The organism is Gordonia sp. G4, from assembly GCF_057770005.1.
Genome location: NZ_CM173442.1, coordinates 851,655 through 874,077, shown reverse-complemented (window position 1 = coordinate 874,077; position 22,423 = coordinate 851,655). Strand labels below are relative to the sequence as shown.

Below are 22,423 nucleotides of genomic sequence, written 5' to 3'. Positions count from 1 at the left end.
CGGGGTCTTCGTTGTCAACTTCGTCGCTAGATCGGCCGTATTTGGTCAGGAATCGGCCGTCGATGTGGAACTCGACCTCTTTGGATGTGCGAAGGCCGAGAAGAACTTTGAACAGTTCGGCGACAGAGCGCGGACTGAGCCCGCGAATCTTGTATCCGACGTCCATCGACGACGCTTGGCCGGACGTGGCTCGATACGGAATCTCTGCGGCCACCGTGAGCCGGCTCCCACAGAACGACATCACGCTGGTTAAGCCGTGAGTTCCTTGGCGGACCTCCGTGACCGTTCCTTCCTCGGCGGCTACGACTTCACCGTCCTCGAGGAACCGGATCTCCATTAGCATTCCAACCGCTGGGCTGCGGTCTGTTCCTGCTCGAAGATCTGCCGGGTGCGTCGGTAGTGGTTGAGCGTCAACCATCGGTCCACTTCGGGATAGTCGATGAGCATCTGATTGAGCTCTGCGCGACCCATCCATCCCACAGTGGGTCGACGTTTCCCCGCTGGAGTGAAGGCTTCGGGCAGGCGTCTTATGTAGCCCTTCTCGGGGGTGGTGAAGTTGCTGCATGGGGCTACCAGAACCCATTCGTGCGGCTCCTGTTCCTTCACCGCCCGCACGAAGGACTTCTTGACTTTGTCTCGACGTCCCACGAACCCGCCGGACATGCCCTCGGGGTAATACTTCAACTGGTAGATAACGAGCCGGCCGTCGGGGTAAGTGACGGAGACGTCCACGCCTCCGTCACCGCCTCGTCCGTTCACGACGTCGACCTCGGCGACGCGCCGGAATTTCCGCATCACAATGTCTCGACGATGCGATCGAACCACGGTGACGTGTGCGGTCTCAGGAGATGCGTGACGTCGTGTTCTCGGGAGATGCTTACCGGCGGTGGGGCCGGTGGGCGTTGAAGTTGCGAATGGTCTTGGTGGTGGTTCGTGCGTGCAGTGACAGTTCTCTGGCGCCGTCGAGCACTCGTAGGTGGTGATCGTCGACGATGATGGTGACGATGGTGCCGGCGTAGGTCGGACTGACTCGGAGGCGTTGGCCGGCCACCATGATCTGACCGCTCTTGGGAACCCGGCGCTGCACGCTCTGCGGCCCTGACGGTGGCGCAGGCGGCAGCGGGGTGCTGGCTTCCCGAACTCCGGTCAAGCGGCGAATATTCTCTAGGTCAAGAGGATTGGGTAGCGTCTTGATCAGGTGGGTGCCGTTGGTCGCGTGGATCAACTCGCCGTCGATCCGCAGGGTGACCCGGCTGCCGGCCGTCACGACGCCGAGGGCGAGTTCATGTCCACGAACAATGACGATGCCGTCGCGGTTCGCGGTCCGGTCGATCTCGATAGCTCGCGGCCGATGGGTGGCGGTGGAGGTGTCGAACGCGGCTTGCGCCGGTCTGGGCCGGCCCGGGCGGGTGCCGCGGGCGCGGAGTCGTTGCAGGTCTGCGGTGGTCAGCTTCGACCGGACCGTCTTGATCACGATGTCGTCGCAGATGATGTACACGCTCGACAGGTCAGCCCACATCACGACACTGCGCTGCGCATAGTTTCTTTCCGACCCACACCTGTTGCACACCGGCAATAGTCACTACACCGGACGGCGGCACGACAGTGTCGAACTCAATGGCGGAACTCGACTGATCGGCCACGGTTGGAGCTGGCCGAACGACTTCGGCTTCCGGTCGGATCTCGGCACCAACAGGCTTGCTGGGCATGGTGTCGGGATCGGTGCTGCGACTGCGGAACACGCTGGCAGGGGTGGCCATGTTCAGCGACTGATGCGGTCTGCAGGTGTTGTAGGCGTGGACCCATTCGTCGATAGTGTTGACGGCGCCTGAAAACTGACCCCCTGACGACGGGTGAATTTTGACCCCCGTCTTGTTAGGAGGGTGATTTCAGTGGAGCAGTGGGCGGAGATCCGCCGTTTGCATCGCAGTGAGGGTGTGCCGATCAAGGAGATCGCGCGCCGGTTGGGGGTGGCCCGTAACACGGTGCGGGCGGCGTTGGCCTCAGACACCGCGCCGAAGTACTCTGAGGTTCCCCCCGAACCGTAGAGGCATCGATAATGAGGAGCACGATGCCAGAGAAGCGGAAGAAGTACGACCGGGAGTTTCGTGATGGGGCGGTCCGGATCGTCGAGGAGACAGGTAAGCCGATCGCCCAGGTCGCTCGAGACCTGGGGGTCAACGAGGGCACCTTGGGTAACTGGGTCAACCGGGCGCGCGCCGAGCGGAGGGCCGCGGCGAGCTGACCGTTGATGACGCTGCTGAGCTCAAACGGTTGCGTGACGAGGTCGCCGAGCTGCGCATGGAGCGTGATGTCCTCAAGCGATCAGTGGTCCTGTGGGTGAAGGAGGCGACGAAGTGAGCGTGGCACGCTTTATCGCCGACCAGAGGACCAACTATCGGGTGCCACACGCGGTGTCCTGCCGGCTGCTCGGGGTCAGCGAGGCGTGGTTCTACAAATGGCATAAGCGGACCCAATCGCCGGGTGCGGCAACGGGTTTGCACACCACCCGCGACTATCGCCGGGACACCATCGACCGGGCCGTGGCGGTGGCGTTCGACAAGGCCCGCGGCCTGCACGGGTCACCGCGCCTGCATGCGGATCTGCGTGCTGACGGGTGGACGGTGACCGAGAAGACTGTCGCTGATTCGATGTGTCGTCAGGGCCTGGTCGCGCGGCGGATCCGCCGGCGCAACGGGCTGACCCGTCAGGACAAGACCGCCCCGAAGTTCCCCGATTTGTTGGGTCGCGATTTCACCGCACAGTGCCCCGATCAGCGGTGGGTCGGCGACATCACCGAGATCCCGACCGCGGCGGGCAAGCTGTATCTGGCCACGGTCATCGACCTCTACAGTCGCCGCCTGCTGGGGGCGGCCACCAGTCGTCACCCGGATGCAGCGTTGGCGTGTGCGGCGATCGAGATGGCGGTCGCCACGCGGGGCGGTATGCAGGCGATATGGCGTGATGACGATGCGCAGAAGCTGATTTTCCACACCGATCGTGGGTCGACGTACACCGCGAAACGGTTCACCAGGCTGTGCCAGAAGATGGGTATCCGGCAGTCGATGGGCCGGGTCGGATCGTGTTTCGACAACGCCGCAGCGGAGGCATTCTTCTCTTCTTTGGAGTGGGAAGTGTTGTCACGCAACGAGTTCCATACTATCATGGAGGCGCAGGCGGTCGTGTTGGAGTGGTGCTACGGCTTCTACAATCAGAGCTTGTCAAGATGTCTGTGTAAGAACGTGACTCCTGATTTTCTTGTGGTCCGTGGGTTTAGCCGAGGTGCGGTTCGATCCGGTCGGGGTAGGCCAGAGCGAGCTGTCCGAGGGCTTGCTTCCAGTTGGTGACGACCTGTCCCTCGACCAGTCGTCCGAGGGCCTTACGGGGCTGTGACCGCCTGGTCCCGCGTTCTTTGAGGCGTTGAGCGGCTCGTTTGTCTTCGATGTCGCAGATGGCCAGCCACAAGAGTTTGCGGACCGCGATGTCGTTGGGGAAATGTCCGCGGTTCTTGATGACCTTGCGGAGCTGGTAGTTCAGCGACTCGATCGAGTTGGTGGTGTAGATGACTTTGCGCAGCTCGGGCGGGAATGCCAGGAAGGGGATGAACCGATCCCAGGCTCGGTCGAAAGCCATTGCCGCACTCGGATATTTGGCGCCTAGTTCCGAGTCGCGGAAGGCTTCCCACTCGCGGCGGGCGGTCTCGGCGTCGGGGGCGGTGTAGATCGGTTTAATCGCCCGAGCGACGTCTTTGCGGTCTTTGTAGTTCACGAACCGCATCGAGTTGCGGATCAGATGCACCACACAGGTTTGCACGGTGGCCAGCGGCCAGGTCGCCTCGATCGCTTCGGGGAATCCGGTGAGCCCGTCACAGCACACGATCAGCACGTCCTTGACGCCGCGGTTGGCCAGATTCGCACACACCCCGGCCCAGAACTTGGCGCCTTCTTCGGCCTGTATCCAGATTCCCAGCACATGCTTGACGCCGGCCATATCGACGCCAATAGCAATGTGGGCGTGCTTGTTTCGGACATGGGCGCCGTCTTTGACCTTCACCACCAGGGCATCAAGGTAGATGACGGGATACAACGGCTCCAGCGGCCGGTTCTGCCATTCATCGACCGCGTCGAGGACCTCGTCGCAGATCTTCGAGATCGTCTCGTGCGAGAGATCGGTGCCGATCGTGGAGGCCAAATGGTGTTGGATGTCGCGCAACGTCATGCCGCCGGCGTAGAGCGAGATGATGATGTCGTCGAGGCCGCCGAGGCGGCGCGAGCCCTTCGGGACCAGCCGCGGGGTGAACGTGCCGTCACGGTCACGAGGAATGTTCAGCTCGACCGGCCCGGCCTCCGAGGCCACCGTTTTCGGGCTCGACCCGTTACGGGCGTTGGGCAACTCCCGCCCGGCCGGATCGCCCTTGGCATAGCCGAGGTGATCGGTCAGCTCGGCCTTCAGACCGCGTTCGAGGGCCAGTTTGATCAGACCTGGGATCAACCCGCCTTCGCCGGTGATCTGGATCTGGCCGGTATCGATCTGGGCGAGCAGCTCATCGACCATGCCCGAGGCCTGTAATGCCTCGGCGACTTCCGCGGTCGAGCGCGGCTCGGCCAGTTCAGGCAACTGCTCGTCGTCGTGGCCCTGCTGCTTGTCGTCTAACGCCATGCTCATAGATCTTCCTCTCACTGATGAGCACTGGACTTACACAGACCATCTGACACCCCCTACAATCACCAGCGTCGCCACAGCGCGATCGGGATGATGAGTCCGGTCGACTACGAGAACACCGCAGTCACCGAGCCCGAAGCCGCATAGAGGAGTCCTCCACGATTCCGGGGGAACCACAGGGGCGAAGTCTTCGCCGACGATGTCGTTGCCGCCGCACTCATCGACCGCCTCGTCCACCACGCCGAGGTCATCACCATCGACGGCGACTCCTACCGCACCAAGACCCGACGACAACTCGTCAACGCCGACCAGTAACCACACCAAAAGGGGGTCAAATTTCAACCGTCGATAAGGGGTCAGTTTTCGGCCGCCGTTGACAGATAGCCGTTTGCGCGGTCTCGATGGTGTCGAAGGCGCCAGTCTCGTCGAGAAGCTCCCGGCGCAATGTGCGATGGAATCGTTCGATTTTGCCGGTCGTGGTCGGTGACCGGCGTTTGGTCAACCGCGCGGTGATGCCGTACTCGCGACACGTCCGCTCGAAGAGCACCTCAACCGGCAACGGCCGCGTGTGTCTGCCGGTGAACTGGTTGCCGTTGTCGGTGAGCACCTCGAACGGCACGCCCCATCGATTCATCGCCCCGACGAACGCTTCACACACGGCACTGCCACTGGGCTGCTCGAGAACCGCGGCGACGGTGACGAAGCGGGAATGGTCGTCGATGCCGGTCAACAGTTTGCATTCCCGGCCGCCAGCCAGGAACACACCTCCAACCAGGTCGAGTTGCCACAGATGCATCGGAGCTTCCCGCTCCCATCGCTTGTAGACCCGTTTATGTAGCTGCTCTTGAGGATTGACCAATCCGTTGCGTACCAGCACGCGGTGCACCGTGGCCCGCGCGGGCGCGGGCGCATAAGGGTCGAGGCGTCCGAGTTCGTAGACGATGCGCCGGGCACCCCACCGCCGGTGGGTGCGTCGCATTTCGCAGATCGTCGCCTCCACTTGTGGAGAGATCTGGTTCGGGCTAGTACGCGGTCGGCGAGATCGATCCGATAAACCGCCCAGACCTGATGCGGCATAGCGCTTGCGCCACGCCGTGACCGTTTGGCGAGAGACACCGTAACGGTTAGCGACCTCGATGACCGGAGCACCGTCGGCGACTTCGGTGACCGCACGGAACCTGACCTCCACACGCACCCGTGCAGCGATCTCAGCATCGGATTCAGTCTCAGCAGAGAAGGACACCCCCCACACTCTGACTGCGACCACCGACAAGCGTGAGACGTCAACGATGTCCCGACGACACGACGTCAAGCATGTCCCGAGCCCTTACACGTCACACGTCGGCAACCCACCGGTGGCGGGTGGAGCCGTCGTGCTGGTACTCCGTCTCCAACTCTTGAAAGAACTCAGTGATGTACATGCTGGAGCGATACGGGAAGTACCGAACTTCGTCGACGTTCTGGGCATCGTCGCGTCCGAGGTTGCCCACGACGAGGTTTCCAAGAGCTTCGAGGTTGCGGCGACGGAACTTCACATGGGCATTGTTGCAAGCGACGCCGACGAATGCCCACACCTCGCGCGACCCTGCGGGCGATGCCCGATCAAGACCGAGGCGTTCGACTACCAGTTCGTCGGACCATCCGGGTAGCGTGTCGCAAGGGTCGGTTCCGAACTCGGCGGCCATGCCGTCGGCGGCAGGGAGATTGCACGCCCTGGTGGTTCTCGATCAATTTCCCACGGTGTATAGCGTGGACTTGCGGCGTTGAAGGTGTGCTGCAGGAGGATTTCCATCAGTGAGTTGAGTTGCCCGACTCCTTTGAGCCCGTGGCGTCGGTATGACTCATTCGCCTCGTAGACATCTGCGCGGCACATGTGCTGATCCGCCTCAAGCGTTCCGCGGTAGAGTGAGGGCATTCTCGAAGCCACTGACGAGCGCGAGTCAGATCTGTTGCCGGAGTGTCCTGTCTGCACGTAGCTCCTTCAAGGTGGGCGCCATTCAAGTGGCTCCTCGCCGAATCCCAGGTCAGGCAACAGGCTGTTTGATCGGATTGTGGACCACTGCTCGCGTACCAGGTTGCGCGCCGAGCTGAGATCGCCGTCGTTGGAATCCTCAGAGTAGAGCGATTCTGTCGCGAACTCGGCGGCCCCGCCGGTGTAGACCTCCCAAATCGCGACGGCTAGCGCGTGTGGAGTCACTGCTCTGAACGTGCGGCTCGTGCTAAGAATTCTCGCAATGGAGATCGTGAGATCTGGATTGGCAAGTTGAAGCCGCCGGCGGTGGTAATCGATAGGAGGCGGGCCGGTGAGCAGTTCCCGGGTCTGGTTCTCGATCTGATCCAGGGTGTCGGTCCAATCGCCGCTGCGCTTGATCTGGCGGATGAGTAGTGGTGGGTAGCGCGAGAATTCGTGAGGCAGTCCTAGCGCGAAAGCGATATGGCCCCAAGGTCTCGCGGTCCCAGACCGTGCAAGGAGCATGGAAAGGACGGCGCGATCCTTCGCAGTCGTGTAGTCGCGGAATCCCGTCCAGTGAACTTGAGGTATCGACGAGAGAGGAATGTGGTTGCCCGGGATCTCGTGGGCCGTCGGATAACGGGCACACCCACTAGCAACTCGAAACGTCAGTTGTGCCGTCGGCGATAGCTTTTCGGCGAGCGGGGTGATGGCGAGGTGGCCGATAACCGCATTCGTCCGACTACGGGGCAAATCTCGGCCGTCCCTGAGAAGCCAGGTTCCTGGAGTAAGGACGCTCTGCTCTACGGCGAGCGAATGAGCCGCATGAACGTCCTCCTCGCAGAGGATGGACTTTACCTTGAGGAGTTGCTCGAGGCACGCGGCGTCAGGGTCGCTTGCTGCTTGACAGCTCATAATGGGCTTGCCCAGCGTCAGAGCCGCGTCGAAGTATTCGCGTGTACTGAACCGCTGACCGCCAAAGCTGTTCGTCGAAGGCTCTGATGCACCGCGTGCGAGTTCGAGAATCCAAACCTGAGCTTCAACGATCTCGGGGGCAACCCTACGGAACTCGACGTCGCGCAAGTCGTGGCCGCAGTATGCGTGTCGAGTTCTTGGTGTTCGGGGGCGATTGTCGCGCTGCGGACAGGCCCAGTTGGGGTCGGTGCTATTGGGCCAACTCGTGCCCGCCCACGGCGTCTCGGCGCACCGAGGGCAGTTGGTAGGCATCAAGATCGCATGTTCGACACAGACGCGGTGTAGCGGCAGTGACCATGTCGAGTTCCAGTATCCTTGCTGAGCAAGGCATTCGGGACAGTAGGAAGGGTCGAGGGGCATCGATTCCGAAGACTTACCGTACCGTTCCCAGTGCGTGCGAAATGCGGAAACAGCCTCGGATATGAGTCCTGCCCGGAGGTATCGGGCTCGTTCGTCCGGTAGCCCCACCGTATCCACAATCAAATCACTGTGCTCAGCGATATGCGCAGAGACTCGTGTGGGGGACCAGGCACTCGTTGGAATCCCGAGTTCTCGGAGTAGCGCGCGTGCGGTGAGTCCGTAGCGGTGGCCGAAACGGCGCAGCCAACTCGGTGCGGTCTCATCGTCCCTGGGGGCGACGAGTATGGGAAGCCGCCGCGGGTTGTACCCGTCTGGTATCGCAATTGCGGAGGGTAGTTGCTCCGCGTCGGTTCTCTCACCTCTTGGGAGTGGTGAGCCGCTGAGCGGCATTGTCAACGACGACCTCCTCCAGGATGCTCGCAGTAATTTGCTCGGTGCCCGTCTTAATAGCCAGATAGGCGGCCCGATCGAGCAGGTTCGTCAGTGAACCGATGTGCCCTTGCGTTCGGCGGAAGAGTTCCTTGCCGAAATCGGATAGTGTCCCAGGCGTTTGCGCGGCGAGCATTAGGTGCAATTCGAGGGCGTTGAGAAGCGAGATCCAGGCGACGTTGCTGGCATCGGAGTCGGTGTTGAACGGCGCGACGCGTGCACGTGTGGCACGGCGGGCAGTCTGTGCGTACACGGCACCGTCATCGCCTCCCAGGCCCTCGTCGAAGAACTTCTTCTCTGTGAGGCGTACACCGACGTAAATGAACGTGACCGCCATTTCGTTGGCCAAGCCCTTCAGATGATTGCTTACTTCGCGACCGTGACGGTCTCGAAAGTCGATGAAGTGAAGGTCATCGATGACAATTATCTGAGTCTCGCAGCTCCGTACGCAGTCGACCGCGAGCGCACCCAAACCAGAAGTATTCGCACCAGCTACCCCCAGATGGCCATAGAAGGCGAGGATCTTTCTGTTCAGGCCCTTGAGGGTGATTCCAGCATCGAGCGGGATGAAGGCGACCGGAATACGCTGATCGCCTGCGGCGGTCTCGCTGCTGAGGCGGCGAATTGCAGTTCGATGGAACTGCCTTGCGTAGCGGATGGCGATGGTGGTCTTACCGAGACCTGGCGGGGCGTCGATCACGACCGATCCGCGGAGGCGGTCGCCATCGCGACGGTTGGACGCCATGACTTGATCGATGACAGCGAAGGCGTGCGTGAGTTGAGCTGTCTTGACAGTCGGGAGGTTGGCATTCCATACAAAGCGAGCTTCGTTGTAGTCTTCGCGCTCGTCGTCGCTGAGCGCTGCGATCTGTCCCTTCGTGAGGAGTTCCAGGCTCGCGCGCGGCGGCGAATGCACGAAGTCGTGCCAGCCCACTTTTGACGCCAGGTTGTAGCGATGCGGTTGATTGTTTCGAAGCCATAGTGCCCATGGGTTACTCATTCGTCGAATACCTCATAGCTCGAATCGTCTGCACCTTGGTACTTCTCAAACACATCGAGGTCATCGTCCAAATCCCAACCTGGAGGGCGACGTTCTGCTCTCCTCGCGAGAAGGTCGATAACTCCTGGCAGTGATGCAATCTCGTCGTCAGGTTGGCCATCGCCAGTATCGCTTGCCGTGGAACGGGTGCTGGCCAGGCGTCGTGCGAGGGCGCGGTCGCGCTTGGATTTGGTGTTGCCTTTGGACCACTCATCGAGGAGGTTGCGGACGGCGTCCTGTGGGTCGACATGCCGGTTTTCGCGGACGGCCAGAAGCTTGGTGTAGTCGGCGGCGTCCGAGGAGAAGGGCTGGTCGAGTCCACCTGCGTGCTCCCAGACCAGAGGCGACCATTTGCCAGATGAGGGGTCGCGGAAGTACACGCGTCGAACATCGCCGCTGTCTATGTGGATTGGCCATTTTCTAGCCTTCGGACCACCGAAGTTGGACTTGCTATTCCGGTAAGGGTTGAGCGCCGCGCCATCGTATCGGCGCCCATCCACTTCTATGCCATAGTGCTGGATCGTGCGCCACTCCACATTGAGAAACTCGTACGCAAGGTCCGGTGAGGACGGGATGGTGAGTCCACCGGCGCGAGCCAGGCCGATCTCGTACATTTCGAGCGGTGATAGCTCGAGGCCGGGCGTCTCAGGGAGACACAAGCCTTCGTGTTTCGACCGGTGGTACACCCGAGCTGTCCACTCGCGAATTATCGACTCAAGCTCGGCGACGTAGTAGAACGCTTGACTCTCAATGTCTTCACCGCGGTGATAGACGTCGGGTCCCTTGTAGCCCGGCAGTTGCTGAAGCAGGCCGAGCCGAATGGTCTTGAAGAAGCGTTCGACAGTTGGCTTGTCTGACGCCTTCTTTACGATCGCAGGCTGAATCGAGATTCCGAGTCGCGCACAGGCGGATCTGACATGGTGCGAGAGGTAGATCTTGCCATGGTCAACAACGATTGACTCGGGTAGGCAGCCTGGGATGCTCGGAGTGGCATCGTCTGCGGTCGGGTCGTCGCGTTCGATTGCGATCGAACTAGGCACGCCGTGAAACGGCCACGCTCCGTCGTCGACCGGTTCTTGGGGCGTGACCGACTGGTGTAACACATTGGCCACGTCGATTGCCTTGGTTGAAATCGGGGTCAGGCGCAGACCGACAATGCAGCGTGTATAGAGGTCTTGCGCCACAGTGAGTTCGACCGGCACCCAACGCAGCGTGATCGGCTCCATCGCGAACACGTCGAGGCGCGTTGTGTCGAGTACGAAGTACTCTCCGGGGCGCGTGGCGCGCAAACGGCCATACGGGGCCTCCGGCCGGTCGGCGGCGATTCGCCGTGCCTTTCCGCTGCCAAATGAATAGCGACCCTTGGAGAGCTCGTCCAGCCAGCGGTAGGCGGTCGCATTGGATGGGGTGGGCGCCAGATCGGCGCCACACCGCTCGGTCAGCAGATTGTTGGCCTGGTCGATTACTATGTTTCTGCTGGGTGTGGATTCGCGTGTGTACCGATTGAGTACGTCGAGGCACGCCTCCCGCCAGAGTGGGTCGATCGGCGAGCGCTGCTTCCTTGCTTCGACGAGGCCGGCTGGTCCTGACTCTTGATACGCCTTCACCCAGCGTTTGACGGTGCGGTCAGACATGTTGTGTGCGAGAGCGACCGTTTCGGAGCTGCGACCGATAGAGTCGCCGCTGTTGTGATGCATCTCCAGTACTGCTTCGACGACGGCGAGCCGTGCGTTGTAAGTCTCTTGCTGTTTCTTCGTAAGATTCGAAAGCAGTTGTCCGGACGTCTCGCAGGGCCTGCGAGGTGCGTCGAGCGGCTGAGAAGACCTCACGAGGTGTGGAGTGCTCACCGCTCGTGTGCCGCGATCCGATTCGACTATCGACCGACTGTCGCTGATCTCGACTATGCGGACCACGGATCCGTCGATCCACACCCGATCGCCAACAGCAAGTCGATAAGTGTTGCTCATACGGCCTCGGCTCGATGGATCAAGGTGTTGTCGCCGAATGGCCGGGTGAGATCGGCCGTGAAGGTGCCCGTCCACAGAAGCTCGAGGACGATGTGTCGAGGCCGTGCAATCCGCTCGGCTGCGAGTGTGGCTTCAGCGTGCGCGATTGAGAGCTCCTCTGGAAATCGTTCGAGCACCGTCTGGAACAGGGCCGCGCGCGACTCGCGGCGAGCCTGAGAAGCGAATCTGATGTTGTTGATCAACGCCGAGTCCTCGCCGGTCCAAACCTCATAATCGGCGGAGAGGCGCTTGGACACCACCTTGGTCCACGTGAACACGGCCTTGACCTCGTCTTTCTGCGCGATTCGTGGATTCTTGACGTCCACGACCAAATATGACCCATCAGCCCGCGTCAGTAGGAGATCGGGACAGTGGCGTCGGCCGGTACCTCTGTCGTCGCCGGTGATCCAGAAAGGTTGCGCCGTGATCCAAACGACTTCGGGATCGAAGTCGGCAAGCAAGATGCGGTCGCGTTCGAGAAGGCTTTCGTAAACCACGTGGTCGGCTGTTGTACGGGTCCAAAAAAGACCTGGATAGTGGCGTTGGCCGGCGTGGGACGGTGGCAGGCGCACTGGCTGGGCTCGGGCCATCGAGCTGATCGAGTGATCCCTGACCTGACTGATGGTCTCGTCACCGGCTTCGGTAACGAAGCGAATCTCGGTCGCACCGATCTGATCAGGCATTTTGCTATCGTGCCGCATGACAGCCCGATGAGAACGATGACACGCCTATGACAAGCCGATGAGAAAATGACACGTTCGGTGAGAAGCTACAGGCCCCGTTCGCTCCTGGCATAAATCGCTCGGGAACAAGATTCCTGCCACCTGGGTTGAGTCGGTCAGACTTAACTCTGGAGGTTTCATGTCGAAGACATATTCACTACCGGTTCTCTTCGTCGCCGACGTCGTCCTGCTGCCCGGCATGGTCGTGCCCATCCCGCTCGACGATGCCGCCCAGGCCACGGTCGACGCCGCACGGGCGAGCGAGACCGGAAAACTGCTGGTCGCGCCGCGTCTGGACGACCGGTATCCCACCTACGGTGTCATCGCCTCGATCGTCCAGGTCGGACGCATCCCGGGCGGCGGCCTCGCGGCTGTCGTCAAGGGTGAACAGCGGGCACAGATCGGGACCGGAACACCCGGCCACGGTGCCGCGCTGTGGGTCGAGGTGACCGAGGTCGACGCCGTAGACGCCACCGACGAAGACCGTGAACTCGCCGGCGAGTACAAGAAGCTCGTGCTGGCGATGCTGCAGCGCCGCGAGGCGTGGCAGCTCATCGACGCCGTCAACAAGATGTCCGAGCCTTCGGATCTCGCCGACACGTCAGGCTATGCGGCGTGGCTGACCGACGAACAGAAGCGCGAGCTGCTCGAGACGCCGGTGACCGCCGAGCGGTTGCGTCGGCTCATCGAATGGACCGGCGATCACCTGGCCGAGTCCGAGGTGACCGAGAAGATCGCCGAGGACGTCCGGGCGGGCATGGACAAGCAGCAGAAGGAATTCCTGTTGCGTCAGCAGCTCGCCGCGATCCGCAAGGAACTCGGCGAGGACGAGCCCGAAGGAGCCGACGACTACCGCGGCCGCGTCGAAGAGGCCGACCTGCCGGAGAAGGTGCGCGAAGCCGCGCTCCGTGAGGTGGGCAAGCTCGAACGCGCCAGCGACCAGTCGCCGGAGACCGGATGGATCCGCACCTGGCTCGACACCGTGCTCGACCTGCCGTGGAACACCCGCACCGAGGACTCCACCGACGTCAAGGGCGCTCGCGAGATCCTCGACGCCGACCACCACGGCCTCGATGACGTGAAGGACCGCATCGTCGAGTACCTGGCGGTGCGTGCCCGTCGCGCCGAACGCGGCCTGCAGGTCGTCGGCGGACGCGGGTCGGGCGCTGTCATGGTGCTCGCCGGTCCTCCCGGCGTCGGCAAGACGTCGCTCGGTGAGAGCGTCGCCCGGGCGCTCGGCCGCAAGTTCGTGCGTGTCGCCCTGGGCGGTGTGCGCGACGAGTCGGAGATCCGTGGTCACCGCCGCACCTACGTCGGCGCGCTGCCCGGCCGGATCGTGCGGGCCATCGGCGAGGCGGGATCGATGAATCCCGTTGTGCTGCTGGACGAGATCGACAAGGTGGGGTCGGACTACCGGGGCGACCCGGCCGCCGCGCTGCTCGAGGTCCTCGACCCCGCGCAGAACCACACCTTCCGGGATCACTACCTCGATCTCGATCTCGACCTGTCCGACGTCCTGTTCCTGGCGACCGCCAATGTCATCGAGAACATCCCGTCGGCCCTGCTCGACCGCATGGAACTCGTCACGCTCGACGGCTACACCGAGGACGACAAGGTCGCCATCGCCCGCGACTACCTGCTGCCCCGGCAGGCCGAGCGTGCGGCCCTGACGCCCGACGAGGTGACCGTCACGGATGCGGCGTTGCGCGAGATCGCGGCCAACTACACCCGTGAACCCGGTGTGCGACAGTTCGAACGGTTGCTGGCCAAGGCGCTCCGCAAAGCGGCGACCAACCTCGCACAAGGGACCGCGACGGCGCCCGTCACCATCGACGAGCCCGAGCTGCGCGACTACCTCGGCCGTCCGCGCTTCACGCCGGAATCGGCGGAGCGCACGGCGGTCCCCGGTGTGGCAACGGGTCTCGCGGTCACGGGAATGGGTGGCGACGTCCTGTTCATCGAGGTCAACGCCACCGAGGGTGAGCCGGGTCTGAAGCTGACCGGCCAGCTCGGCGACGTGATGAAGGAATCGGCACAGATCGCCCTGTCGTACGTGCGGGCGCACGCCGAGCAACTCGGCGTCGATCCGAAGGCGCTCGACAAGACCATCCACGTGCACGTTCCGGCCGGAGCGGTGCCCAAGGACGGTCCGAGCGCGGGCGTCACCATGGTCACCGCGCTGGTGTCGATGGCCACGGGACGCCAGGTTCGCAGCGATGTCGGTATGACCGGTGAGGTCACGCTGAACGGGCGCGTCCTTCCGATCGGCGGGGTCAAGCAGAAACTGCTTGCCGCACAACGCAACGGGCTGAAGACCATCTTCATCCCGCAGCGCAACGAGCCCGACCTCGACGACGTGCCGGCCGAGGTGCTCGACGCCCTCGACGTCCGCCCGATGACGGACGTGGCGGAGATCGTCGCGCAGGCATTGGAAGCCGCTTCCGACGCGCAGTGGACCGCGGCCTGACGGTGCTCGAACGATGACACCCCGGCGGGTGCGTGGATCGTCCACGCGCCCGCCGTTGTGTTGTCGTCCGTCGGAACGGCGGTGGGTCGTCGTCGTGGTTGGTCGCTCGATGGTGGGCCGCCTCCGACCGGGCATGTCGATTCGCTTCGCGCTGTGCCTGGTTGCGGGCACGTTCTTCTCGCCGCTTCGCGTGTTTCGCGGCGGTTCGTTCGGTGATCGTGCGTGGTTGTCGGCCGTGCCGGTCGGGCACGATGACCCGCGGTGTCGGTGGGGCTTTCGCGGCTTGCTCGAATCGGATACGGCGCAGGTTGGGGAAGAGGTCTTCGAGGGTTTCGGCCTCGCCGGGGATCACAAACCCCTCCGGCGTCACGAATTCGGTGACCAGCCGGCCATGCTCGTCGCGATACTGCACGTCAGTCCAGTCACCGTGGGTTTTGTGGAGATGCCCGGCACGACATTTCGCGTTGAGGTTCTCACTCGACGTCGCACCGCCACGGACGGGGCGGGCGTGGTCGTACTCGGCGACGTGATCGACATCGGCGGTGAACGCCGACCGCGTGCATCCGGGTTCGGTGCAGTAGCCGTCGCGCACCCGCACGAACTCCGCACACGCACTGGTCGGCCGATACGGATCACCCGGCAACGCACCCGGGAACACGATCACACTGGCGGCGTCCGGCCGTGGTGCGGCGGCATTCGCGGTCCGCGTGCTCACATCGTCTGCGGCGACGACCCGGGCGGGTGGTGTGCGTACTGGGGTGACCGGAGCCAGGGTGGCGTCGTGCCGGGCGGCGAGATCGCGCACATGCTCATCGCAGATCACCCCGTGCCCGTCGACCCACCCGGGCCCGGACCCACCGGCCAGCGTGGCGGCGTCGGTCACGACGTGAATCACGATCTCGGTGCCCGCCGCCGCGGCGGTCGGGGCAGGAGGTGGTGCGGTGCAGTCGGATTCGCCACATGCACACGCGAACGCAGTTCGGGTCAGCAATGCGCACATGGCATCGGACTTACGTTGACCCAGGGTGCGCCCATCCCGATCACACACCGATGCGGCAAGCGCGCGCACCGACGCCTGGCAGGCCCGAACGTTCTCGGCGGCCATGACCGCGGTGATCTCGGCGGTGCCGTCGCCATGGTTCTCGGTCCACACGCCACGGTTGTCGAGCGCTTCGCGGCGCCGTTCGCGGACCGCGTCGGCATCGTGGCCGAAGACCAGACGGTCGATCATGTCGCGCAGACCCGACGTCGACCACGACCCGCCCCGACCGCGTAGCAAGTCGGCGATCGCTTCGTCGAGAACCTCGATGATCCGGCGACTGTCGGGGTCGTCGGGATCGAGATGGTGATCGTCGGACACCAGGTGGGTTCGGCTGATGATCTCGCGGATCTGGTGCGGGGCGATGATGCCGTCGCGCAACGTTTCCAACACCCGCGGCAGTCGATCACGAAGACACAGCGCGTCGTCGACCAGCGCCGCCGCACGGTAGCGGGTGATGCCCGCTTCGCGGGCCACCCGGGCGACGATGTCGCCGAATCCATCAGAGACGTAACTGGACCCGGTCGGGGTCAACAATCGGTCGCACAGCACCAGGATCGTCTGGTAGCGGCACCACGCCAGATACGACTCCCCAGCCCGGACAGCACCCAGGCGTTGCATGTGTGAGACCGTGTCGGCTTCGGCCGGGCGGGCAGCATCGACCCCGGCGAGGAACTCGCCCGGTAGATCCGTCCACGCCCCCACAGTGCCCCCCAGAGACGCTGCAACCCGATCGAATCGACCGGTCCGACTGAATGCTTCCAAGGTAAACCCGACCACCGACAAGAATGCTTCGCCATCCGCTACGTGAGCCCGCCGGTGCGGGCGGCCTTCTCCGACAACAGGTACAGCGCATAGGCGAAGTACGCCACGATCGCGGCGGGCAGGAGCCACAATGCGGCAACGGCCGCAACGAGACTCGCCGCCCACTGTCGTCCCCACAGCGGTGCGGCGACGAAGATCATCAGCAGTGAGAGCGCGAGCGAGACCGCCGGTGACGACGTCGGCCACGGCCAGCCGAAGAGCAGTGCCCCAGTCGAACCGACAGCCGCCGAGATGCCGACGACGCTCAGCAGCAGCCACACGACCACACTGAGGCGTCGCCATCCGCCGGCGACCCACCGCGTGCGGAGCGCCACCGCCGACCACATGATCCACCGTCTAAGCCAGGGCACGCCGGAGGTCCGCATCATCTCGCGGAAGAAGCGATCGGACAGCGTGTCGCTTCCGAGTGCACCGGAGTTGACGGTGCCCGTGATGAGTTCGTCGTGTATGAGTGCTGCGAGTGAATGTCTGCCGTAAGGGTTTTCGAACCAGCGCAGGAACCGGGGGATCGAGGCGAGGTCGGTCGGGTTGTCGTCGCGGGGGACGAACGTTCGGGCTGTGTCGACGGCCCGTCGTGCGTCGGCACCCGTAGAACCCCGCTCGATCAGCTGTCCGACCATGTACTCCTCGACATCGGGATCGTGGAACCGAAACGCATTGCGCACGAGAAACTGTCGTTCATCGGTCTGTGCGATGTCGACTTCTCCGCGCCCGGTCGGATCGTCGACGACGAAGCCCGATTCAGGTGCCACCCGCCATGACACCCATCGCTCGTCGCCCGATGTGTGCTCGGCCATCACCACCTCCGCGTCGAAGGGATGTATCGACGGTAGCGCTGATGTTCCGCGGGAGGGTGCGGAATGCCCGGCTCACCCGGTGGTGCGGTCGAGCAACGCCTCCACCAACTGCTTCCCGGTCTCGATGGGGGCGGTGGATCGGGCCATCTTCGACCCCGACAGCGCGCCGTCGTAGACCACCTGGATCTGCCGCGCGATCACGTCGGGTTCGGGAGCGCCGAGTGCGCGCAGGTTGTCGCCCAGGGTGTCGAGCAGCCACGCCCGGTGCGCGGCGATGGGTGGTAGGTCGGTGTCGGGGAACTCCGTCGCGGCGTTGGCGTACTGGCAGCCCCGGAAGTTGCGGGTCGGGGCACCGGCGATGGCGAGGTCGAAGAACGCGAGGATGCGTTCGCGGGGGCCGGCAAGGGTCTTGGTGGCCTCGAGCCATCGGTTTTGATCAGCCTGATCCAAATGGTCGAGGTAGGCGACCACGAGCCCGTCCTTGGAGCCGTATGCGGAGTAGAGGCTGGCCTTGGCGACCCCGGACTCGCGCAGGATCTGATCTATGCCCACTGATCTGATCCCTTGTGCCGCAAAGAGTTTGGATGCAACGGCAAGGAGTCGTTCGGCCGGGGTGTTCTTCCCGGTCGCGTTCGACGCGCGCCGGGCGCTCGCTTGGGTGGGAGTGCTCACGTCGCCAAGCGTAGACCACGATCCGACATAGACAGACCGGTCTGTCTATGCCAGGGTCGGTGCGGTCACCAGCGGGCACACCGACGCAGAAAGGCTCACCCATGGCGCTCTTCCTCTACGAACTCGAACCTGCCGACAAAGATGCGGGCAAGGTCGAGGAACTCATCAAGGGGCTCGACGCGCACCTGCGGACCGCGGGCGGCGAACTGATCGAGACGCAGGTGACCGAAGGTGCCGGCCGACTGTTCGTGATCGCGGAGTTCGAGGGGTGCCGCGCCGCGGGACTCGACGACGTCGAGGCGTTCACGGGACTCGTCGCCGCCGGACCGGACGAGGTCCGGCTCGTCGGCGCGGATCTGGAGGAGCTGAAGAAGGCACGCCCGACCGCCGGCTACCTCGTCGAGTGGGACATCCCCGAAGCCATCGACATGGACACCTACCTCGCCCGCAAGAAGGCCAACTCCCCGAAATACGCCGACGTCCCCGAGGTCAGCTTCCTGCGAACCTACGTCCGCGAGGACACCGACAAGTGCCTGTGCTTCTACGACGCCCCGGACGAGGCGGCGGTCCGTCACGCCCGCGCGGTCGTCTCGACCCCGGTGGACCGCCTCCACCGTCTGCAGGGCTGAACGACGTGGTGCCGACGCTGACCGGTGAGCTCGATGAGGTGGTCGCCTCCGTGGCCGATCGCGCCCGCGACCTCGACGCCGGGCACGCCGACACCCGGGTCGACATCACCGCGGCCGGTGCGGCCGGTCTCCTGGGGAGGGGAGTGGTCGACGGTTCGCTCGCGTCGATGATCGAGGTCATCGAACGTGTGTCGTCGGTGAGTCTGTCGGCCGGGTTCTCGCTGTGGGCGCAGCGGATGACGATCGAATACGTGGCTCGGTCACCGGAGCCGTTGCGGGAGAAGCATCTTGCGTCCCTACTCAGCGGTGAGCGGATCGGTGTCACGGCAATGGCGGCGGGTCTGAAGCAGGTTGCCGGGCTCGGCGAGGTGCCCATCACCGGGCGTCGCGGCCGGGCAGGTGTCGTCGCGAGCGGACCCATCCGCTGGGCGTCGAACGTCTACGACGAGTCGCTCATCGTGCTGCCGGTGCGCACCGAGGGCACGACTCTCGTCGCGGTCGTCGACGCGGATGCGCCCGGCGTCGACATCCGTTCTGCGCCGGACCTGATCGGGCTCGGGTCGACCGCATCGACGTCTCTCGAACTCACCGAGGTCACGATCCCGGACGACAACGTGATCTCCGCAGACTTGACCGCGTTCGTCCGGGGGATTCGTCCGGTGTTCCTGTTACTGCAGTGTGCGTTCTGCAGCGGAGCGATCGGCGCCGCCCTCGACGGTGCCGCCGAGTCGCTGGCCGGCGTCAACGAGGTGTTCCGTCCCGAGTTCGACGAGCGAACGGCCGAATTCGACTCGATACGTTCGCGTCTCGCGGTGTACGCCGCCGAGCCGACGACACCGTCGCCGGCCGATCTGATCCGGTTGCGCCTCGATGCTGCCCGAACCGCGGTCGCGGCCTCCCGGCTCGAGGCGACCGTGTGCGGCGGTGCGGGTTATGCGACCGGAACCGCCACCAACCGGCGTTTCCGGGAGACAGCTTTCATCCCCATCCAATCACCTTCGGAAGGACAGCTGCGGTGGGAACTCGCGCAGTTCGAATAACCGGTGGCCGGAAGGCCTTTCGTGGCACGACGGTGCTGTCGGGAATCGACCTCACGGTCGACGACGGCGAGTTCGTCGCCGTTCTCGGGCGCAGCGGCAGCGGAAAGACCACACTTCTGCGTGTGCTCGCCGGTCTCGAGACGCTGAATTCGGGAAGCCTGGAGTGGCAGGACGAATCGGGCGGGGAGCGGCCACACACGGGGGTGGTCTTTCAACGCGCCCTGCTGATGCCGTGGCTGACCGTCGAAGAGAACATCCGGTTCGGCCGACGATTCGCCGCCCACCGTGCGTCGTTCGAGAACGAGTACGCGCTCGGCCTGTTGCGTCGGTTCGGGCTCGACGGTCTCGCCGACCGGTACCCCGATCAGCTGTCGGGCGGTCAGGCGCAGCGAGTGGCGATCATTCGTGCGGCGGCGATCCGGCCCCGGCTGCTCCTGCTCGACGAACCGTTCAGCGCACTGGATCCGGCCGTGCGCGGTGAGTTGCGGGGTTGGCTGGCAGAACTGGCCGGTGAACTGGGGATCACCGTCGTCCTCGTGACCCACGACGTCGACGAGGCGCTCGAACTCGCCGACCGGATCGTCCTGCTGTCCGAGACCGGACGTATCGGCGGGGAATGGGGCACCGGCTCGGGCGTCGATCGAACCGATTCGGAGCGGCGCGCGGAGATCCTGATGCACTTCGGCCGACAGGTGGGGCAGCAGGTGTGAACGCGCCCATCTCACGCCGACTCCTCCTCGCCGGGGTCGGTGGGCTCACCGTGGCGGGCGGCATCGGAGGCGTCGTCGGCCTCGGCCGGGCCGCGACGGAAGCGCCGCCGGGTGCCTCCGATGCGCTGCGGGTCGGTTACCTCCCCATCACCGATGCGGCGCCGCTCCTCGTCGCACATGCCGCCGGACTCTACGACCCGTCTGCGGTGAGCTCGACGAAGCCGGTGCTGTTCCGGAGCTGGTCCTCCCTGGCGGAGGCCTTCGTGACGCGCAAGGTCGACGTCGTCCATCTGCTGATGCCGATGGCGGTGGCACTTCGGTACGCGATGAAGAGCCCGGTGCAGGTGCTGGGCTGGAATCACACCAACGGATCGGCGTTGACCGTGGCGCCCGACGTCGTCGACCTCGAGCAGCTCGCCGGCGCGCAGGTGGCCATTCCGGCGTGGTGGTCGATCCACAACATCATCCTGCAGCGGATGCTGCGCACCCACGGATTGCGACCGGTCATCCGTACCGGGGCATCGCGTGGCGACAAGACCGTCGAACTGGTCGTGATGAGTCCCTCGGACATGGTGCCGGCGCTGGCCAACGGATCGATCGGCGGCTACGTCGTCGCCGATCCGTTCAACGCGATGGCCCAGGTGCGTGGGATCGGCCGCATCCACACCTTCCTCGGCGACGTCTGGCGCCAGCACGCGTGCTGCGCGCTCCTCGTCCACCAGTCGGCCATCGACGAACGCCCGGCCGCGGTGCAATCCCTCGCCGACTCCGTGGTCGCGGCCCAGCATCACATCGACCTCGACCGTCCCCGGGCCGCTGTGGAACTCGCCGGCGGGTACCTCCCGCAGCCGAAACCGGCCATCGCCAAGGCGCTGACCTACGACCCGGCCGACTTCGCCGTGAGCAACGCCGAGTGGCAACCGCAGCGACTCGGATTCCAGCCCTTCCCGTTCGCGAGTTTCACCGAGCGGCTCGTCACCGAGATGGACAACACCCTCGTCGACGGCGATCGCCGATTCCTCGCGCGCCTCGACCCGGCAACCGTCCATGCCGACCTCGTCGACGATCGATTCATCCGTAGCGCCATCGGATTCCGTGGTGGCGCAGCCGCTCTCGGACTACCCGCCGACCTCACGAGAACCGAACAGGTGACGTCATGACGCTGCTGACCCAGGACGAGACCGCGACGGCCCCGCGCCGGCGATCCGGTTCTGCCCTCGCCCCGCCGCTGGTCGCGATCGCGGTGCTGGTCGCGATCTGGTGGGCGACGACGACAGTCGTCCCCGCCGAGGACTCCCTCGCCCGCCAGTTCGCTCCCCAGCAGGTGTTCCCGGCGATGTGGGAACTCCTCGACCGCGGGGTGTTGCTGCCCGACATCGGACTGAGCCTGTGGCGGTTGCTGATCGGTCTGCTGATCGCGGTCGTGCTGGGCCTCCCGCTGGGTCTGCTGATCGGTCTGAGTCTCACCGCGGAGCGCGCCGCGAATCCGATCGTCGCCTTCTTGCGGATGATCTCGCCGCTGTCGTGGGCTCCGGTCGCGGTGATGGTGTTCGGCATCGGCAACGAACCGGTCATCTTCCTGATCGCGATCGCGGCGATCTGGCCGATCGTCATCAACACGGCCGCCGGGGTGAAGTCGATCGACCCCGGCCTCGTCGAGGTCGCGCGATCGTTCCACGCCACCCGTACCGAAGTCCTCACGGCCGTGGTGATCCCCGCGATCCGCGGCAACGTGCAGACCGGTGTCCGCGTGGCACTCGGGATCGCCTGGGTGGTCCTGGTACCCGCTGAGATGCTCGGCGTGCGCTCGGGCCTCGGCTACCAGATCCTCAACGCCCGCGATCAGCTGGCCTACGACCAGGTCGCCGCCCTGATCGTCGTGATCGGCATCCTGGGCTTCCTGCTCGACGCGGCAGCCCGCTTGTTGCTCACCCGACGACGGTGAGCACTGGTCCGTGACGTCGGTCACCTGGGTAGTTCCTGGTGAGCGGCTGATGATCCGTATGACGGTGCGCCCGGAATCCGGGCACACCGTCATACGCATCTGTGGTCTCGTCGGGACTGAGCGGCATCCGCTCAACTTTTTTCGACGACCCGGGA

Annotated in this window: 19 protein-coding genes and 5 pseudogenes; 10 read left to right on the top strand and 14 right to left on the bottom strand. The window is 64.3% G+C overall.

Annotated elements, in window-relative coordinates:
* Positions 1 to 336 precede the first annotated feature (336 nt).
* The 3 genes from AC3B5T_RS03700 to AC3B5T_RS03690 all read right to left on the bottom strand — a co-directional run bounded on the left by AC3B5T_RS03700 (position 337) and on the right by AC3B5T_RS03690 (position 1,760).
* On the bottom strand, positions 337 to 795 hold the full coding sequence (locus AC3B5T_RS03700; protein ID WP_010844958.1) for a hypothetical protein: 459 nt from the start codon (positions 793 to 795) through the stop codon (positions 337 to 339).
* Between the two features lie 82 nt (positions 796 to 877).
* A complete protein-coding gene (locus AC3B5T_RS03695) occupies positions 878 to 1,519 on the bottom strand; it encodes a Mu transposase domain-containing protein (RefSeq protein WP_026920504.1) in 642 nt (213 codons plus the stop codon).
* Entirely contained in the window at positions 1,509 to 1,760 is a 252-nt protein-coding gene (locus AC3B5T_RS03690) for a hypothetical protein (protein ID WP_240524022.1), read from the bottom strand. The genes AC3B5T_RS03695 and AC3B5T_RS03690 overlap by 11 nt, the downstream gene beginning before the upstream one ends.
* Positions 1,761 to 1,883: 123 nt before the next feature.
* On the opposite strand from AC3B5T_RS03690, the pseudogene AC3B5T_RS03685 reads away from it, so the two are divergent.
* From AC3B5T_RS03685 to AC3B5T_RS03675, 3 genes and pseudogenes are all read left to right on the top strand, one after another.
* Positions 1,884 to 2,036: pseudogene (locus AC3B5T_RS03685) on the top strand (helix-turn-helix domain-containing protein); the annotation flags it as partial.
* A 35-nt stretch (positions 2,037 to 2,071) separates the two neighbouring features.
* Complete coding sequence (locus tag AC3B5T_RS03680; RefSeq protein WP_488358256.1) at positions 2,072 to 2,245, top strand: transposase; 174 nt, start codon at positions 2,072 to 2,074, stop codon at positions 2,243 to 2,245.
* Between the two features lie 112 nt (positions 2,246 to 2,357).
* Positions 2,358 to 3,347: an IS3 family transposase gene (locus tag AC3B5T_RS03675; protein WP_488358254.1), complete on the top strand. Its 990-nt coding sequence runs from the start codon at positions 2,358 to 2,360 to the stop codon at positions 3,345 to 3,347.
* Here AC3B5T_RS03675 and AC3B5T_RS03670 read toward each other — a convergent pair.
* Positions 3,274 to 4,665, bottom strand: a complete 1,392-nt coding sequence (locus AC3B5T_RS03670; protein WP_045540970.1) for an IS256 family transposase — start codon at positions 4,663 to 4,665, stop codon at positions 3,274 to 3,276. The two genes, AC3B5T_RS03675 and AC3B5T_RS03670, sit on opposite strands and share 74 nt — an antisense overlap.
* A gap of 177 nt (positions 4,666 to 4,842) precedes the next feature.
* Between AC3B5T_RS03670 and AC3B5T_RS03665 the strand changes: the two are divergent.
* Positions 4,843 to 4,977, top strand: a pseudogene (locus AC3B5T_RS03665) (ATP-binding protein); the annotation flags it as partial.
* A gap of 64 nt (positions 4,978 to 5,041) precedes the next feature.
* Here the strand turns inward: AC3B5T_RS03665 and AC3B5T_RS03660 are convergent.
* From AC3B5T_RS03660 to AC3B5T_RS03630, 7 genes and pseudogenes are all read right to left on the bottom strand, one after another.
* A pseudogene (locus AC3B5T_RS03660) lies at positions 5,042 to 5,869 on the bottom strand (IS481 family transposase); the annotation flags it as partial.
* Between the two features lie 127 nt (positions 5,870 to 5,996).
* A complete protein-coding gene (locus tag AC3B5T_RS03655; protein WP_010844931.1) occupies positions 5,997 to 6,347 on the bottom strand; it encodes a hypothetical protein in 351 nt (116 codons plus the stop codon).
* Between the two features lie 296 nt (positions 6,348 to 6,643).
* Positions 6,644 to 7,696, bottom strand: coding sequence for a hypothetical protein (locus tag AC3B5T_RS03650; RefSeq protein ID WP_020169780.1), 1,053 nt, complete (start codon positions 7,694 to 7,696; stop codon positions 6,644 to 6,646).
* A 159-nt stretch (positions 7,697 to 7,855) separates the two neighbouring features.
* Positions 7,856 to 8,338, bottom strand: a pseudogene (locus tag AC3B5T_RS03645) (TniQ family protein); the annotation flags it as partial.
* The gene (locus AC3B5T_RS03640; RefSeq protein WP_006369929.1) at positions 8,304 to 9,377 is read right to left on the bottom strand and encodes an ATP-binding protein; all 1,074 of its coding nucleotides are present in this window, start codon (positions 9,375 to 9,377) and stop codon (positions 8,304 to 8,306) included. The pseudogene AC3B5T_RS03645 and the gene AC3B5T_RS03640, both read right to left, overlap by 35 nt.
* Positions 9,374 to 11,383, bottom strand: coding sequence for a helix-turn-helix domain-containing protein (locus tag AC3B5T_RS03635; RefSeq protein ID WP_079931101.1), 2,010 nt, complete (start codon positions 11,381 to 11,383; stop codon positions 9,374 to 9,376). The genes AC3B5T_RS03640 and AC3B5T_RS03635 overlap by 4 nt, the downstream gene beginning before the upstream one ends.
* Complete coding sequence (locus AC3B5T_RS03630) at positions 11,380 to 12,105, bottom strand: TnsA-like heteromeric transposase endonuclease subunit (protein ID WP_006369927.1); 726 nt, start codon at positions 12,103 to 12,105, stop codon at positions 11,380 to 11,382. Before AC3B5T_RS03630 ends, AC3B5T_RS03635 begins: the two co-directional genes overlap by 4 nt.
* 178 nt (positions 12,106 to 12,283) lie before the next feature.
* Here AC3B5T_RS03630 and lon point away from each other — a divergent pair, with 178 nt between their 5' ends.
* Positions 12,284 to 14,611, top strand: a complete 2,328-nt coding sequence (lon, locus tag AC3B5T_RS03625) for an endopeptidase La (RefSeq protein WP_055477313.1) — start codon at positions 12,284 to 12,286, stop codon at positions 14,609 to 14,611.
* 73 nt (positions 14,612 to 14,684) lie between these two features.
* Here lon and AC3B5T_RS03620 read toward each other — a convergent pair.
* The 3 genes and pseudogenes from AC3B5T_RS03620 to AC3B5T_RS03610 all read right to left on the bottom strand — a co-directional run.
* Positions 14,685 to 16,355, bottom strand: a pseudogene (locus AC3B5T_RS03620) (HNH endonuclease signature motif containing protein); the annotation flags it as partial.
* Positions 16,356 to 16,453: 98 nt separating this feature from the next.
* The gene (locus tag AC3B5T_RS03615) at positions 16,454 to 17,272 is read right to left on the bottom strand and encodes a DUF1353 domain-containing protein (protein ID WP_055477121.1); all 819 of its coding nucleotides are present in this window, start codon (positions 17,270 to 17,272) and stop codon (positions 16,454 to 16,456) included.
* 72 nt (positions 17,273 to 17,344) lie between these two features.
* The gene (locus tag AC3B5T_RS03610) at positions 17,345 to 17,944 is read right to left on the bottom strand and encodes a TetR/AcrR family transcriptional regulator (protein ID WP_055477120.1); all 600 of its coding nucleotides are present in this window, start codon (positions 17,942 to 17,944) and stop codon (positions 17,345 to 17,347) included.
* 101 nt (positions 17,945 to 18,045) lie between these two features.
* On the opposite strand from AC3B5T_RS03610, the gene AC3B5T_RS03605 reads away from it, so the two are divergent.
* Genes AC3B5T_RS03605 through AC3B5T_RS03585 form a run of 5 tightly spaced genes read left to right on the top strand, consistent with a single transcriptional unit; the run spans position 18,046 to position 22,268 of the window.
* The gene (locus tag AC3B5T_RS03605; RefSeq protein WP_055477119.1) at positions 18,046 to 18,573 is read left to right on the top strand and encodes a DUF4242 domain-containing protein; all 528 of its coding nucleotides are present in this window, start codon (positions 18,046 to 18,048) and stop codon (positions 18,571 to 18,573) included.
* Between the two features lie 5 nt (positions 18,574 to 18,578).
* Positions 18,579 to 19,613 (top strand): acyl-CoA dehydrogenase family protein, encoded by a 1,035-nt coding sequence (locus tag AC3B5T_RS03600; RefSeq protein WP_055477118.1) that lies wholly within the window; start codon positions 18,579 to 18,581, stop codon positions 19,611 to 19,613.
* Entirely contained in the window at positions 19,589 to 20,323 is a 735-nt protein-coding gene (locus tag AC3B5T_RS03595; protein ID WP_055477117.1) for an ABC transporter ATP-binding protein, read from the top strand. Before AC3B5T_RS03600 ends, AC3B5T_RS03595 begins: the two co-directional genes overlap by 25 nt.
* On the top strand, positions 20,320 to 21,483 hold the full coding sequence (locus tag AC3B5T_RS03590; RefSeq protein WP_055477116.1) for an ABC transporter substrate-binding protein: 1,164 nt from the start codon (positions 20,320 to 20,322) through the stop codon (positions 21,481 to 21,483). Before AC3B5T_RS03595 ends, AC3B5T_RS03590 begins: the two co-directional genes overlap by 4 nt.
* The gene (locus tag AC3B5T_RS03585; protein ID WP_055477115.1) at positions 21,480 to 22,268 is read left to right on the top strand and encodes an ABC transporter permease; all 789 of its coding nucleotides are present in this window, start codon (positions 21,480 to 21,482) and stop codon (positions 22,266 to 22,268) included. Before AC3B5T_RS03590 ends, AC3B5T_RS03585 begins: the two co-directional genes overlap by 4 nt.
* Positions 22,269 to 22,423 lie beyond the last annotated feature (155 nt).

Coding starts and splice junctions, on each gene's coding strand:
- AC3B5T_RS03700 (WP_010844958.1), bottom strand. CDS start 795: ATGCGGAAATTCCGGCGCGTCGCCGAGGTCGACGTCGTGAACGGACGA.
- AC3B5T_RS03695 (WP_026920504.1), bottom strand. CDS start 1,519: ATGTGGGCTGACCTGTCGAGCGTGTACATCATCTGCGACGACATCGTG.
- AC3B5T_RS03690 (WP_240524022.1), bottom strand. CDS start 1,760: ATGGCCACCCCTGCCAGCGTGTTCCGCAGTCGCAGCACCGATCCCGAC.
- AC3B5T_RS03680 (WP_488358256.1), top strand. CDS start 2,072: ATGCCAGAGAAGCGGAAGAAGTACGACCGGGAGTTTCGTGATGGGGCG.
- AC3B5T_RS03670 (WP_045540970.1), bottom strand. CDS start 4,665: ATGAGCATGGCGTTAGACGACAAGCAGCAGGGCCACGACGACGAGCAG.
- AC3B5T_RS03655 (WP_010844931.1), bottom strand. CDS start 6,347: ATGGCCGCCGAGTTCGGAACCGACCCTTGCGACACGCTACCCGGATGG.
- AC3B5T_RS03640 (WP_006369929.1), bottom strand. CDS start 9,377: ATGAGTAACCCATGGGCACTATGGCTTCGAAACAATCAACCGCATCGC.
- AC3B5T_RS03635 (WP_079931101.1), bottom strand. CDS start 11,383: ATGAGCAACACTTATCGACTTGCTGTTGGCGATCGGGTGTGGATCGAC.
- AC3B5T_RS03630 (WP_006369927.1), bottom strand. CDS start 12,105: ATGCCTGATCAGATCGGTGCGACCGAGATTCGCTTCGTTACCGAAGCC.
- lon (WP_055477313.1), top strand. CDS start 12,284: ATGTCGAAGACATATTCACTACCGGTTCTCTTCGTCGCCGACGTCGTC.
- AC3B5T_RS03615 (WP_055477121.1), bottom strand. CDS start 17,272: ATGGCCGAGCACACATCGGGCGACGAGCGATGGGTGTCATGGCGGGTG.
- AC3B5T_RS03605 (WP_055477119.1), top strand. CDS start 18,046: ATGGCGCTCTTCCTCTACGAACTCGAACCTGCCGACAAAGATGCGGGC.
- AC3B5T_RS03585 (WP_055477115.1), top strand. CDS start 21,480: ATGACGCTGCTGACCCAGGACGAGACCGCGACGGCCCCGCGCCGGCGA.